This is a genomic window from Turicimonas sp. TL08, from assembly GCF_054660695.1.
In genome coordinates this window covers 1-13,665 of sequence record NZ_BAAGDP010000037.1, presented here as the reverse complement: position 1 = coordinate 13,665, position 13,665 = coordinate 1, and the positions used below count along the sequence as shown (strand labels likewise).

Sequence of the window (13,665 nt, the reverse complement as noted above, 5' to 3'; positions counted from 1 at the left end):
CGCCGTTTTGCCAGATTAGGGTTGTATTCTCTCCGCTTTATGGCGATTTGTTAGTGAAGCGCCCACTACGGAACCGTACGGTGGGTGCTGTGAGAGGGGGACCGGGCAACCCAACCCTCTACTCGATCCAGCGAAAATTCGGCCGATTTTTCTAAAGAAAATGCGAGTTCAACGCTAATCCAGCACTCGTGAACAGTTTTTCTAAGACCCTGGTAATCTTCAACGGTTGTCTGAAGAAAAGAACGCCTTTACAAAACAGAGAGCTGTCAAAAGAATCGCTATGAGTCCTCAATGTTTGGCCTCCTTTCATTGGCCGAAAATTTCTGTGAAGGAGTTCAAAATTTGGGAAACCGGCAAGAGGTTAAGTGCAAATAGTTAAATTATTAAGACTATATCTATTAACCGGACTGTGGCGGGATGTATTGTGCGCGCTAGGACTCTTTCATAGTCAACCTAAAACAGTAATAGGCAAGCGTAGTCAACAAAAAACGGTTTTTAAACCAAAGAGGAGTCAATCAATTTCAGGAAATGACAGGCCTTTTTAAAAGCAAGGTAGAAATGAAAATTTCGGCAATGAAAATGATAAAAAGGGGCCGATGAAAAAAAAATAATTTGATTCCAAAACAAAAAACTCATTCCGCAAAAATGGAATGAGTAATTCTGGTGCCGACGGCGAGATTTGAACTCGCACGGCTCTCGCCGCCACCCCCTCAAGATGGTGTGTCTACCAATTTCACCACGTCGGCTTGAAAGTGAGACCGAACTATAGCATAAATTTTTAATTTGTGTGCGCTTGTACTAAAAATTTTTTAATTGCTTGAGTTTTTTACTCTAAAAATATTCAATTTGGCTATCAAAATGAATAAGTTTTAGTAAATAAATCTATAAATATCAATTAGATAAAAGAAGAAGTAAGCAAATTTTTCAAAGAAAAAATAATTATTGAAAAATTAAAAAACAAACTCATGTTTCCTATAATGGATTCCAGGTAGTCGAATCAAAACTTACTTTTCTTCGATTAATCAAATTTTCATACCTACGGAATACATCATGAATTTGAAAGATAGAAAAGTACGCAGAAGCTCTCAAAGAGAGAACTGTTGTAACTGAAATTTCTCTCCTTAACTGAAGACATCTAGTTAAGCGTCTTGGCCTTACGAGTCCGTTCTCTATTTCAAATCTATAAATTATTTTTACCTATTGGGAGCTTATTATGGCTGTTTACCAAAGTATCACCGAGCTTATTGGAAGAACTCCGCTTTTGAAACTAAACAACTTTTCTAAAAATAGAAATTTAAAGGCGACGGTTATTGCAAAACTGGAATATTTGAATCCTTCAGGATCGGTCAAGGACCGGGCTGCTCTATCTATGCTGGATGATGCTTCCCAAAAGGGCATCATTAACAAAGAAACCGTGATTATTGAACCGACGAGCGGCAACACAGGAATTGGGCTGGCAGCGATAGCCGCAGCAAGAGGCATGAAGGTTATTCTTACAATGCCGGAAACCATGAGCGTTGAAAGGCAAAATCTTTTGAAAGCTTACGGTGCAGAGATAGTTTTAACTGACGGCAAGAAAGGAATGACAGGATCAATTGAAAAAGCCCAAGAACTAGCTAAAGAGTATCCGAATAGCTTTATTCCCGGCCAATTTGAAAATCCTGCTAATCCTCTTGCTCATGTCAAAACAACAGGTCCAGAAATCTGGGAGGACACTGATGGAAAGGTTGATATTTTCGTAGCCGGAGTGGGAACAGGCGGAACAGTATCAGGCGTAGGCAATTATTTGAAATCCAAAAATCCGGACTTAAAAATTGTAGGAGTGGAACCAGAAACCTCAGCTGTTATTAGCGGAAAACAACCTGGGTCTCATCCTTTACAAGGAATTGGAGCAGGCTTTATCCCCAAAACTTTGGACGTATCTATTCTGGATGAGGTTATGCCAATTACTGGCGATGAAGCTTTTAAAGCTTCAAAAGCTTTGGCGCGTGAAGAAGGCTTTTTGGTGGGCATTTCATCAGGTGCCGCTTTAGCAGCCGCGCAGAAGCTCGCAGAACGGCCTGAGAACCAAAATAAAACCATCGTAGTGCTTCTTCCGGATGCTGGCGATCGTTACCTTTCTACAGATTTGTTCAAATAGAAGGAAAATTTAAAAATATATTAGAGAAGAACCCGCAGGATTCTTCTGGACTGGGTCATTTAATTGGCCATCCGCGAGATCCACAACGCCCGGATGGTCATAATCTTTCGTAGAAGCTCTCGAAAAATTCTCCGTTGTTTGTCTGTCAGTGACGATTTTTCTTTAGGAGAGAATGGCTAGAAGCTAACTTACATTTTTCGGTTGGTTTTTGCATATAAGAATTCATTCTTAGGAAAGTTTTCTGCATAGAGGAAATTCAGTTGCTGGCCTCAAATAACATGAAACCAGTTCCAATTGTGAAAGAATGGCAAAAAAACTTTCCAACTAATTTCTATTTTGAGCAATAGACATTGATTGTTACTTCTTTAATATCAATGACTGATTGTTATCGATATCCCATTTTTCTAGAATATTCTCATTTAGTAAAAAAGGGATAACCATGACTAACGAGAAAAGAAAAGAGGCCATTGAAGCTTATAGAGCTCGTAAGGACTCTTTCGACTGGAACGGTCTAATGGATTATGCAAACTCTCTTTTAGAGTGCAGAGACCGTATCCAGGAAACTGTAAAACCTGTCGCTTTGGATGAAGAAGTTGCTGCTAAATCCATCAAGGAGAAAGTTCCATACCTCAGCTTAAAGCCAGTTCAAATTATTCCTTCTGAATTCCGCGGACATCTTAATGAGTTAGTCAAAGAATTCTTAGAGCAGGGCATTATTCTCGATGAGCACAATAAGTCTCTTCTTCGTTCAGTAGACCTTTCTAAGCTCACGGACAAAACCATTGAACTGGCAGGTAAAGATCCTAACCAGTTCTTCTTAGAAGCTGTCAACGAACTTCAGGGTGAAGAGAAAAACGAACTTCTTCAGATGATCCTTGCGGGTCTTTTGATCAATGCTGTTCGTGTCTACTTAAGCAGCCTCGGTGTTCAAATGACTGAATTCGTCGGTCATCCGGGAGACTTAAAGGTTTCTGATCAGCCAATGACTTGCCCGACCTGCGGACAACCTCCTACGCTTGCTTCCTTAGGCAATGAAGGAAATATTGCCGGTAATTCCAGAAAACTGTTCTGTGCTTGCTGTGGAACTATATGGCCCTTCGAGCGTGTTCGCTGCGCCTACTGTGGAACAAGAAACACTAACAAACTCAAATACGTTCATTCCGATGGAGATCCTATCCATCGTTTGTACGTTTGCGAAAAATGTGGCGGCGTCCTTCCAACAGTTTTCCAAGAGCAATTGGGAGAGAATATTGACTATGATGTTGAGCAGACTGCATGTGGTGTTATTCAGTCTCTCTACCATGAAGAGTTCGCAAAAGATTTAGAAGAAGAATTGAAGTAAGCAGTTATATCTTTTTCTGTTAGCTCTCGGTAATTTCTCCGTTGCCGAGAGTTTTTTTATGTGTGCTCCGCTGAACGCACATAAAAAGTGCTTACTTCAATCTCTAAGCACGTATTTTTTGTTTGTAGTCCGGCCCAAGATCCCGCGATTCTACTTTTCATAAATAAAGCCGTAAGAATAAAAAATGGACCGGCTTATTCTCTTTGAAAATCTGTGACTATCTTTTATTTGTCCTTATGCGATTGGCTAGCTTTATCCTCTTTCTTATGGTCTTGTGGATACATACCGATTAGACCTAAACCACCAAAGAAGACAGCTATTAAGGCACCGTTTACCCATGTGCCATTCATTTTTTACTTCCTATTAGCCATTAAAAACGATACTAGTAAAGTCACGGCGGCTATTAAACAACCTTTGTCAGATCCTTGAAACAGTCCCAGATAAGTGAGGCGGCTCCGATTCTCTCCAACATGTCCGATATCTTTTTATAGCCGTTTGTCGTTACCTGGCTAGTCAGCCATTTAACTACATTAATCTAATAAATATCTCATTTAGTCCTGTATTGTTTCGGTATGCCATACCTATTTTAACAATCAGACAGATGAAGGATTCACAAGTTTCTAAAGAGCATAGCAAGTGGGGCTTTGATTGTTTCTCGGGAGGCTGTTTTCTCATTTACGACTACTGGTTAATGGCTGAAGGAGAATTTAAATCCAGCCAGTTTGAAAGAGGCACTGAGAAGATGGAAATGGTTTTACATACTTGACCTTTTAATTTTGAGCATTCCTTTCTTTATCAACTTTATTTTATTTGTAGGATCAATGAGACCTTCAGAAAAAGTTATCGGACTTCTATTTTTTGTTACTCTCTCTCTGGCCTAATTGGCTAACACCAGGGACAAAATTCACATGCCCGTGCTGAAGTACAAGAGTTCAAAACCAAGCATACGAGCCTCGCGGTTGTTCTGATTCAGATTCGCTTTGATGAGTCTCTTCGCCGTACTGAGCTTGACCGGATGCGTGGCCAGCTCCTCCAGCTTGAACGAAAACCCAAAAGTGTTGCCGATAGAGAGCGTAAGCGATGTCTCTCGTTTGGAATCAGACGTCAAGATGCTCTCGAAAGAGTTACAAGCGCTGTTAGATACAGCGCAGAAAACCACCGATGAATGAGTGGGGCTTTTTGTAGGGCTTTTTTTCTTGATTCTCTTATAAGCCGTTAGTATCAACGGGTTGTGGTATCTCCAACGGGGGTCGAACCCGTGTTCCAACCTTGAGAGGGTTGTGTCCTAGGCCTCTAGACGATGGAGATATTGTCGAGGTGCAGAGATTCTAACACTACAAAAGAATAAATTGAAATATTTTGCTAGCGTTCTTTCCTAGTGTCTCTTATCTTCGCCGATCAAGTGAAGGGAGTCTTCAATAGATTGGTTGTGTTTATGTTTGAAGATAACGCCAAGCATTGAGCCAGCAACAAAAATACCGAAAATAACCATAATCGTCGGAGTATTTAAATCTGCTTTGATAAGCAGTGCATATAAACCGAGCATTACAAGGATAGAACTGTTTTCATTGAAGTTTTGGACGGCAATTGAACGTCCGGCGCTCATTAAAACATGTCCTCTGTGCTGAAGGAGTGCGTTCATCGGAACAACAAAGAAACCGGCCATGGCTCCAACAAGAATAAGCATAATGCAGGCAAAAATAACGGCCCAGCTGAAATGGAAGCCTAAAAGATCAAATCCTCCGGGGATCCAACTCTTGTTGAAGAATGCCATTCCGGAAACAACTACTCCCATCAAAACGCCTAAGGGAAGAACGCTTACGCTCTTCTTTAAAGAAACTAAGCTGGCAGCCAGAACCGCACCGATAGCAATACCGATAGCAATAACGCCTTGAAGGATAGCGGATTCGGAAAGGTTCAGACCTAAAGCATGGTCCCCCCATTTCAATACTAAGAACTGGAGGGTTGCTCCCGCACCCCAGAAAAGAGAAGTAACGGATAAAGAAATTTGACCTAATTTGTCTTTCCATAACAGGGCACAGGACTTTCCGAAATTCTTAAGCGTATGAATGGGGCGGAAGTCTTGTTTGGGATAAACAGCTCCGGTCAAAGGAATGAAAAGATTAGCGATGGCGGCAAGTGCATACACGACAATCATTGCGGCAATACCGGCTTGGGCGGCATTATGGACGCCCATGAAGTCGTGACCTTGAATAAAACTGTCAACCATCGGAGAAATTAAAAAGCCTCCTAAGCCGGTACCTAAAATAATGGAAGCAACCGTTAAGCCTTCAATCCAGCCGTTAGCTTTGACTAGTTTTTCGGGAGGAAGTAGCTCCGTCAGAATTCCGTATTTTGCAGGAGAATAAGCCGCAGCACCTAAACCTACGATACCGTACGCAAGAAGCGGGTGAGTCCCGAACAGCATCACGCAGCAACCGAAAGTTTTGACAGCATTGGTGATGAACATCACTCGACCTTTAGGCATAGAGTCAGCAAAAATACCAACCCAAGCTGCAAAGAGTACGTAACTGATTACAAAGAAAAGCTTGAGAAGAGGAGTCATCCAAGCAGGTTCATTCAATGTTGCTAAAAGCGCAATTGCAGCAATCAAAAGTGCATTGTCTGCTAAAGATGATAAAAACTGCGCCACCATAATGGTGTAAAAGCCACGTGTCACAATGCCTCCGAAATAGTTCAAGGGATTCTAGCAAATAGCAGGCTCGGAGATGTTACATAAAAATATTTTGGTTAACTTTTGACGTTGAGAGAGTTCAAAACTCGAATAAAATTCAGTCCTATGATTAAACTTAAAAAATATTTTCTTGCCCAAGGTCACGAGCTTGCATTAGGAGAGCTCGAAGGCAAGCTCTGTCTTTCAGATTGGATTTACAGTAAAAATATTAAGAAGAAAGCCCAGACTTTGGCTAAAACTTATAAAACTTCTTATGAATACACTGATACTCCTCTCTTGAACGAAGCTGCCAAACAGCTTGACCAGTACTTCACGGGACGAAGAAAAGTGTTCGAGTTGCCTTTGCTTTTGACCGGAACGGAATTCCAGAATCAGGTCTGGCAAATGCTCCAACACATCCCATACGGCGAATTGTGGTCCTACAAGCATCTCGCTGCACGCATGGGAAATCCTGAGAAGTTTCGGGCTGTGGCAAATGCGAATGGAAAAAATCCGCTTCCATTCATCATTCCTTGCCATAGAGTTATAGCTAATAACGGGACATTGGGCGGTTACAGCTTAGGCACAGAACTTAAACAATTCTTGATCAACATGGAGTTTGATGCCGAGAATTACGAGTTTAATTTGACCGGTGAATAGTCTTTCATGTTTTCTCTTTTCTTTACTAAAAAGCCTCTAACTCCTTTAGACGCCTTCCATAGAGTGGAAGCTGTCCTTCAGCCAATCCAGCAAGAAGAATTTTTATTTAAAGGCGTACTTGTTCCAAAGGAAAAGAAGAAAAACTACTCCATTTATGCTTTAAAGATTACTGAATCTCTAATTGAAGAAGAGCCGTCGGATACCGGTGAGGAAATTGATCTATCAAAAGTAACTCTTCAGGTCTTTGAGCGAAATAAAAAAGACAGCACTCTTGCTGACGCTGCTAACTGGGAAGTTGTGCTATCAGGACGCTTAGAAATAAAAATATGGAAAGACTCCAGCACTGCGGCTATCTGTCTGAGAGAACCGACTGTGCTGAAAAAAATACAGCAGATACAACTTCAATCTTCGGAGGAAATTAAAGAGATCCGTGCTTTGTTTCAACAAAATCCAGCCTCAAAACCTAGAGACGAAAGACTTATAGAAGAACTGAGTTCCAAATTGGCAAGAAAATCAAAACTCTCAGTTCTTGTTTATGGGCCTGCGGGCAAGGGAAGGGACGATATTTTGACAGAGTTCTCCCGAGCTGAAGGGATAGAGAATTTTATTCGTCTGTACACGGTTGATAAAACTCTTAGTCCTCCCTCTTTAAATATCAAGAAAACCAAGGAACATTTCAAGAAGATATGCGAAGAACTGGAAGGGTATTCTCAAACCGGGGAATACGACCTTATTTGTTTAGCCCGAGGGGGCGGCGATCCTTTTCAGTTGGCATCTTTAAATAATAAAGAGCTTTGCGAAACCATCATTAAATTGTCCACTCCCGTATGCATCTCGATAGCGCATTCTTCCGATGAACTATGGCTGAAAGAAAGCGGAGACATGTATACCAATGTTCCTGCGCTTTTTATCTCGGAGCTTGTGAGAGTCGTCGAAGCGGTCTATCCGGGAGAAATTAAAGTGTCGGCAATGCAGACAAGGAAACAATTTTTATCTAGCGGTATTCCTCAAAAAATCTTCTGGGTATTATTATTGGCTTCATTGGCCCTCCTGGCCTGGTTCGTTTTTCGCTGAGACGACGCATTATTCTTTACCCAAACTTCTAAATTAAATGATTGAAATCCTGACGTTAGGCATTTTTGCGCTAGCTTTAATAATTTGCTTGAGCTTAGATATCAGTGTTATTGCGGCTCTTCTTATAGGTTTTCTGTGTTTCTTTAGTTATGGGCTTTATAAGGGTTTTAGTGCGAAGCAGTTAATGGTGATGGCAGGTAAAGGCCAAAAAACCGGCTTCAACATTATGGTCGTCTTAAGTTTGATCGGCCTGTTGACTGCTTCTTGGCGTATAAGCGGCACTATTCCATATTTAGTGAGCTTTGCCGTTAATCTAATTTCTCCGGATTATTGTCTTTTCTTCGCTTTTGTTCTAAATGCTGCATTAAGCCTTCTTATCGGCACGGCCTTTGGTACTTCTGCGACCATGGGCGTTATTACCATGTCGGTTTGTATGGCAGCCGGTGCTGATCCGTTGCTTGCAGGAGGAGCAGTGCTTGCCGGATGTTACGTGGGCGACCGCAATTCTCCTGTATCTTCCAGTGCATCATTGGTGGCGGTGGTAACGAAGACTGATCTTTATCAGAACGTCCGATTGATGTTTGTCAGTGCCGCTATCCCATTCATCTTAAGCTGCCTGATTTATCTCAGTTTTGGCTTGAGTCAAACATACCAGGAAATTCATATGTCGCTAGGAGATCAGTTTGCTCAAGAATTTGTGATGAGCTGGTGGTCCGCTGTACCTGCAATTATTTTGTTGGGGTTGATTTTTGCCAAACTCGATATAAAAAAATCTATTTCAATCAGTGTGTTGAGCGCGGTAGTTTTAGCATTTGTTTTGCAAGAAAGAGGAGTCGAGGAGATTCTTAAAACATTATTTTCCGGCTATGTTTCTAAAGATCTTTCTCTTTCCAAAATGCTAAATGGCGGGGGCTTCTTATCGATGGTTCCTGTCGTCATTATTATTTGTATTTCGTGTACTTACTCCGGGCTTTTTGAAGGCACCGGCCTCATTAATACCCTGAAGAATGGTGTCGAAAAGATCTCTAAAACAAGCAGCCCTTTTACGGCGATTTTATTAACTGCTATTACTACTGCTCTTATCTCCTGTAATCAGGTTCTAACCGTGATTCTTACCAAGCAGCTATGTACCAATATTCAGCCTGACAAGCAGAAGATGGCAATTGATTTAGAGAACTCTTCCATTTTGATTCCGGCTCTTATTCCGTGGTCCATTGCGGGTGCTGTTCCAATTGCAACCATTGGTGCTCCTGTATCGAGCGTGATAGGTGCATTTTTCATTTATTTGGTTCCGCTTTATTGGTTGGTACGGGAGAAGAGTGTGCTTGCTAAAAAACGGAACTGAAATCTGCTTGCTTACAATGGGAGGGTCAGATCCTATTCATCTAAGGAAGCTTCTATAGTGTCGATATCGTTCAGATATTAATAAGGAGATATCGAATCATGGAAGTAAAAGTTCCAGAAGTCTTCGCAAAGTATATTAGTTCGTTTTCCGGATGCATGGGAGGAAATCCGGAAGCTCCGATTTGGCTGTGCATTGATCATTCATGCAAAACCCCTGATGTAATTACACCATCATTCTTTGATGCTCCTATCGAGGATATTAGCGGCTTGCTCAAGGGGCTTCCTGCCTCTTGCCCGGTTTCATCCTCCATTGCTGCTCTGGCAAACGATATCGTTGGCCAACCGGCAGAGGATGTAAGCAAGGTCTTTAATGACAAGGATCCTAAAGCACAATCTATTCTCACTCTGGCAGTTTCTCCGTTTAGTTTCGGCGACAATCCTGTTCAAAACTGGAAAGAGGAAAAAGTTATTGAAGTAGACGGCAAAAAACTTAGTTTCGCGGAATATACAGGACTCCCAGAATTTAAAGATTATTGGGATTTCTTGATCGCTCAAAGAGGAAAAGTCTTTGCAGAAGCTGCCAAGAAGTATGCTCCGAAAGTTATTGTTTGCGAAGGCATCAATAAATACAAAGAGTACTTCAAGCTTTGGCAGGCTGATTTGACTAACGTCCGTGCGCATGACGCTTTCTATTACGCTCCTATTATCGGCATGGATGGAAAGCCTGTGGGAATGGTTTTTGCAACAGATTTGTTTGGTACTCCAAACGGAATTGACAATACCTACCATATCGAAAGAATAGCTCTTCAAATTCGTCATTTTGCCGTTGCAGAATTAGGAGATAAGGTTTTCGGATCGTTCGTTGGTCCGAATTTCTAAAAACTGACCTAGCAAGCGTAAAACTCTTGGTTTTGCGCCGAAATGAAGGTAGGATCCTTGGAAATTTACTTTGTAAAGCCGTTATGAAAAGGATCCTGCTTACCGGTGCTACCGGAAGATTAGGCTCTGAGTTGCTTCAGAGCCTTAATTCGTCTTATGAGGTCTGCGCTCCGACTAGGACAGAACTTCCCCTGAGTCATCAAACTGATTTCTACTCATTTTTTCTGCAAACGAAGCCCCATGTGGTTATTCATTCGGGAGCGTTGTCAGATGTGGATTATTGTGAATCTCACCCTGAGGAAGCCGAAGAAACCAATGTATTGGCCTCTCAAAAACTTGCAGAAGTCTGCAAAAAATTAAACATTCGCTTGATCCACATATCTTCCGACTACGTTTTCAGCGGTGAAAAGGGCTCTTCCTACACGGAAGAAGATGAAATCGGAGGAAATCCAAATTTTTACGGACAAACAAAAGAAAGGGCAGAAAAGGCAATCTTGAAAGCAAATCCTGATGCAATTCTTCTCCGAGTAGCATGGCTTTACGGGAAGAAAGGCCCTGACTTTGTCAGTTCTATAATAGATAAATTGCGTACCGGAAGCCCTCGCATACAAGCGGTAGAAGATCAATTCGGAAGTCCGACCAGTATCGCTGACTTGTGCACTCATATCCCGTATTTCATAGAACGTGAGAATGTTAAGGGCGCCTTCCATCTCGTCAATGAGGGCTGCGTCAGCCGATTAGAAATGGCAAAAGTTATTGCCGAAGAGTTTGGCTCGGTCTGTGAGGTGTGCGGAGTAACTTCAAAGAACTTTCCTCGACAAGCAAAGAGGCCGAAAAATACTTCGCTGCGAAGCTTGAGACTAAAAGAAGCTAAAATACCTCGAATGCCCAATTGGGAAGCATCGCTAAGAGAATTTGTCCGCAAAAACAAAAAAGCGCCGGAATAATCCGCAGCGCCTTTTAGTTTAGTCGAAGCTTGTTATAGATTTTTTGCTTTTCTGTAAGCAACAAGATCTTCAACGGATAGTACGGTTAAACCGTGTTCATCACCGAATTTGCAGATTTGCGGGAGACGCATCATGGTGCCGTCGGGGTTCATGACTTCGCAGAGTACACCACAAGGGTTTAATCCTGCCAAACGCATTAAATCAACCGTGCATTCCGTGTGTCCTCTTCTTTCTAACACACCGCCGGCTCTGGCGCGCAGAGGGTAAACATGGCCCGGTCTTAAAAGGTCTGTCGGCTTTGCATCCGGATTTGCAGCGGCTTTAATGGTAGTGACTCTGTCTTTTGCGCTGACACCGGTAGTGCAGCCTTTTGCAGCCTCAATAGAAACGGTAAATGCAGTTCCTTGAGTATTGGTGTTGTTAGGTACCATCTGAGGAAGCTCTAAGCGCTTACAGTCTTCGTCACGAAGACAAATGCATACGATGCCCGAGCATTCTCTGATCATGAGAGCCATCTGCTGTTCGGTCAAGAAATCTGTGGAGTAAATCAAGTCTCCTTCGTTTTCTCTGTCTTCATCATCGACTACCAGAACACCTTTACCTGCTCGGAGGTCGGCAAGAGCTTTTTCTACTCTTTCAATAGAATCTTTTCCGTATTTATGAAGTAAATTTTCTGCCTGTGACATTTCTAACTTTCTCTTTATTTTTAAGAATTCCCGTGATCTTACCAATGATTGCCGCAGATATCTTACAAAAACAAAATTACCTTTCAAAATTACTCGTTAATTGGGATTCTTGGTAAAATTTCAGAACTATTCAAAGGAGAAAGAATTGTTAGTAGCAACACCATATTCAAACGACGAAATTTGTCAGCATTTCGGACATGCACCACAATTCAAACTCTTTACTGTCGAAGACGGTAAAGTGGTTGAATCAGTTGTTATCGATACCGTTGGAAGCGGTCATAACGCATTGGCAGCCTTCTTAGCTGACCATAACGTTGACATCGTCATCTGCGGAGGCATTGGTCAAGGCGCTATTGTTTCTTTAGCTATGGCCGGAATCGATATCGTTCCGGGCGTTTCCGGTTCCCCTGACAAAGCAGTTAAAGAATTGCTCGAAGGTACTTTAGTTGCCGGTGCCGTCAGCGGATGCGGCTGCGGAGGCCATCACCATGAAGAAGGTGAAGGTGCCTGCGGTTGCGGCGGCCATCATCACGAAGAAGGTGAGGGTACTTGCGGCTGCGGCGGACATCATCATGAAGAAGGCGGCTGCGGTTGCGGCGGTCATCATGAAGACACTTGCGATATCAGCGGAAAAGAAGGCAAAGGCGGCTGCGGTTGCGGATGCCACTAATCTTCAAAGCAGATATCCGTTAGATTAAAGTAAACAAAACCGCTGCTTGGTCAGAATTTGATCAAAGCAGCGGTTTTCTTGTGTTCAGAACTCCTCTCCTATTCTTTTTTTGAAAAGAACTTGTTAAAGGTTTGTGAAAATCTTTCTGTTTCTTTCTAATCTCTAGCAGCTTTGGCTGTATTCACTTAATATTCCCGCCTTTCATCTTTTGTTTGATGAATCGAGACTTTTTCTATTCACAAGTTTTCTTGGCTAACTGTTCAAATTTTGAGAACAATTTGCGAATTTTATCAGACCGACCCGTAAAACACCGTCCTTTAGGACGGTGATATAAGGGTCGAATATAATAATTTTTTCGGTCAGGTGTATTCTGTTGTTCAATGTACTGTTTGATAATAAAAATAGGTGCACCCCCACAACTTGCAGCAAAATAAGAAGGAGCCCAGAGAGCATCCCCCATAACATGCTACGAATGGAGGGATATTTTTTTTTCGAATAAGACGGCTCGATACTCCTTTCAGAGAATTGACTGAACGAGATATAGAGACTTTAGGTGAGTAAGTAATTAACAAATGAACGTGATATTTTTTCTACTAAGTCAGCTTCAAAATCATTACAAACTGAGGGAAAAATTATTTTCAGTGCGTCCAATATCTGTTTGGTAAACACGTATCGTGTGTACTTAGTGGCAAAGACCAAATGAATATGCAAATTCAAAAGACATTATCTGTCGTATCTGATATTAGTATCTAAGCCCATGACAAAATTTTAATTTGCCAAGGAAGTCAGGAAACAAAGATGCAGATAAGACGAGCTTTTAGATTTGAATTGTGCCCTAGTGGTGCCCAAGCTCGTTTGATGAGCCGATTTGCGGGTTCCTGTCGCTATGTCTATAACAGGACTTTAGCCACAGAAAAGTCACTTTCCGGCAAAGATAAAGCACATCGGTTCAACTATGTAGAGTGTGCCAACCGTCTTGTTCTGTGGAAGAAAAAGCACTCTTTTCTGAAAGACTGTCATTCTCAAGTCCTCCAACAAGCATTGAAAGATTTGGAGAAAGGATACAAGAATTTTTTTGCCAAGAGAGCGAAATTTCCAAGGTTCAAAAAGAAATGTCGGCGCGATTCATTCCGATTCCCGCAGGGATTCAAAATAGATGAGGATAAACAAAGGATCTATTTGCCGAAAATAGGGACAGTCGGCTACAGAAAGAGCAGAAGCATCATTGGCAAACCAAAGAACATTACGG

The 13,665-nt window shown here is 41.9% G+C and carries 14 protein-coding genes, 2 tRNA genes and 1 pseudogene; 11 read left to right on the top strand and 6 right to left on the bottom strand.

Annotated elements, in window-relative coordinates:
* Positions 1 to 661: 661 nt before the first annotated feature.
* Positions 662 to 746: transfer RNA gene (locus ACYQ4O_RS12365), tRNA-Leu, on the bottom strand.
* Between the two features lie 467 nt (positions 747 to 1,213).
* Between ACYQ4O_RS12365 and cysK the strand changes: the two genes are divergently transcribed.
* Both cysK and ACYQ4O_RS12355 read left to right on the top strand, forming a co-directional pair.
* Positions 1,214 to 2,140 (top strand): cysteine synthase A, encoded by a 927-nt coding sequence (gene cysK / locus ACYQ4O_RS12360; protein ID WP_460175811.1) that lies wholly within the window; start codon positions 1,214 to 1,216, stop codon positions 2,138 to 2,140.
* 439 nt (positions 2,141 to 2,579) lie between these two features.
* The gene (locus ACYQ4O_RS12355) at positions 2,580 to 3,482 is read left to right on the top strand and encodes a formate dehydrogenase accessory protein FdhE (RefSeq protein ID WP_460175810.1); all 903 of its coding nucleotides are present in this window, start codon (positions 2,580 to 2,582) and stop codon (positions 3,480 to 3,482) included.
* Positions 3,483 to 3,706: 224 nt separating this feature from the next.
* Here the strand turns inward: ACYQ4O_RS12355 and ACYQ4O_RS12350 are convergent, their stop codons facing one another.
* Positions 3,707 to 3,832 carry a hypothetical protein gene (locus ACYQ4O_RS12350; RefSeq protein ID WP_460175809.1) on the bottom strand — a complete coding sequence of 42 codons (126 nt, stop codon included), beginning with the start codon at positions 3,830 to 3,832 and terminating at the stop codon, positions 3,707 to 3,709.
* 251 nt (positions 3,833 to 4,083) lie between these two features.
* Here ACYQ4O_RS12350 and ACYQ4O_RS12345 point away from each other — a divergent pair, with 251 nt between their 5' ends.
* Positions 4,084 to 4,248 (top strand): hypothetical protein, encoded by a 165-nt coding sequence (locus tag ACYQ4O_RS12345; protein ID WP_460175808.1) that lies wholly within the window; start codon positions 4,084 to 4,086, stop codon positions 4,246 to 4,248.
* A gap of 217 nt (positions 4,249 to 4,465) precedes the next feature.
* On the top strand, positions 4,466 to 4,651 hold the full coding sequence (locus tag ACYQ4O_RS12340) for a hypothetical protein (protein ID WP_308514762.1): 186 nt from the start codon (positions 4,466 to 4,468) through the stop codon (positions 4,649 to 4,651).
* Positions 4,652 to 4,714: 63 nt separating this feature from the next.
* Here ACYQ4O_RS12340 and ACYQ4O_RS12335 read toward each other — a convergent pair.
* Both ACYQ4O_RS12335 and lplT read right to left on the bottom strand, forming a co-directional pair.
* Positions 4,715 to 4,790: transfer RNA gene (locus ACYQ4O_RS12335), tRNA-Glu, on the bottom strand.
* A gap of 67 nt (positions 4,791 to 4,857) precedes the next feature.
* On the bottom strand, positions 4,858 to 6,162 hold the full coding sequence (lplT, locus tag ACYQ4O_RS12330; protein ID WP_308514761.1) for a lysophospholipid transporter LplT: 1,305 nt from the start codon (positions 6,160 to 6,162) through the stop codon (positions 4,858 to 4,860).
* Between the two features lie 120 nt (positions 6,163 to 6,282).
* Here lplT and ACYQ4O_RS12325 point away from each other — a divergent pair, with 120 nt between their 5' ends.
* The 5 genes from ACYQ4O_RS12325 to rfbD all read left to right on the top strand — a co-directional run bounded on the left by ACYQ4O_RS12325 (position 6,283) and on the right by rfbD (position 11,060).
* Entirely contained in the window at positions 6,283 to 6,816 is a 534-nt protein-coding gene (locus ACYQ4O_RS12325) for a methylated-DNA--[protein]-cysteine S-methyltransferase (RefSeq protein WP_460175807.1), read from the top strand.
* Positions 6,817 to 6,822: 6 nt separating this feature from the next.
* Positions 6,823 to 7,890, top strand: coding sequence for a hypothetical protein (locus ACYQ4O_RS12320; protein WP_460175806.1), 1,068 nt, complete (start codon positions 6,823 to 6,825; stop codon positions 7,888 to 7,890).
* Between the two features lie 37 nt (positions 7,891 to 7,927).
* Positions 7,928 to 9,235: a Na+/H+ antiporter NhaC family protein gene (locus ACYQ4O_RS12315; protein ID WP_460175805.1), complete on the top strand. Its 1,308-nt coding sequence runs from the start codon at positions 7,928 to 7,930 to the stop codon at positions 9,233 to 9,235.
* 98 nt (positions 9,236 to 9,333) lie between these two features.
* Entirely contained in the window at positions 9,334 to 10,113 is a 780-nt protein-coding gene (locus ACYQ4O_RS12310) for a hypothetical protein (protein ID WP_308514754.1), read from the top strand.
* A gap of 83 nt (positions 10,114 to 10,196) precedes the next feature.
* Positions 10,197 to 11,060: a dTDP-4-dehydrorhamnose reductase gene (gene rfbD, locus ACYQ4O_RS12305; protein WP_460175804.1), complete on the top strand. Its 864-nt coding sequence runs from the start codon at positions 10,197 to 10,199 to the stop codon at positions 11,058 to 11,060.
* 32 nt (positions 11,061 to 11,092) lie between these two features.
* Here rfbD and ribB read toward each other — a convergent pair whose 3' ends face one another.
* Positions 11,093 to 11,746 carry a 3,4-dihydroxy-2-butanone-4-phosphate synthase gene (gene ribB / locus ACYQ4O_RS12300; RefSeq protein WP_460175803.1) on the bottom strand — a complete coding sequence of 218 codons (654 nt, stop codon included), beginning with the start codon at positions 11,744 to 11,746 and terminating at the stop codon, positions 11,093 to 11,095.
* 145 nt (positions 11,747 to 11,891) lie between these two features.
* On the opposite strand from ribB, the gene ACYQ4O_RS12295 reads away from it, so the two are divergent.
* Entirely contained in the window at positions 11,892 to 12,416 is a 525-nt protein-coding gene (locus ACYQ4O_RS12295) for a NifB/NifX family molybdenum-iron cluster-binding protein (RefSeq protein ID WP_308514748.1), read from the top strand.
* A 358-nt stretch (positions 12,417 to 12,774) separates the two neighbouring features.
* On the opposite strand, the pseudogene tnpA reads toward ACYQ4O_RS12295, so the two are convergent.
* A pseudogene (tnpA, locus tag ACYQ4O_RS12290) lies at positions 12,775 to 13,133 on the bottom strand (IS200/IS605 family transposase); the annotation flags it as partial.
* 81 nt (positions 13,134 to 13,214) lie between these two features.
* On the opposite strand from tnpA, the gene ACYQ4O_RS12285 reads away from it, so the two are divergent.
* Positions 13,215 to 13,665: RNA-guided endonuclease InsQ/TnpB family protein (locus tag ACYQ4O_RS12285; RefSeq protein ID WP_460175802.1), on the top strand; the 451-nt coding region annotated here is incomplete at its 3' end.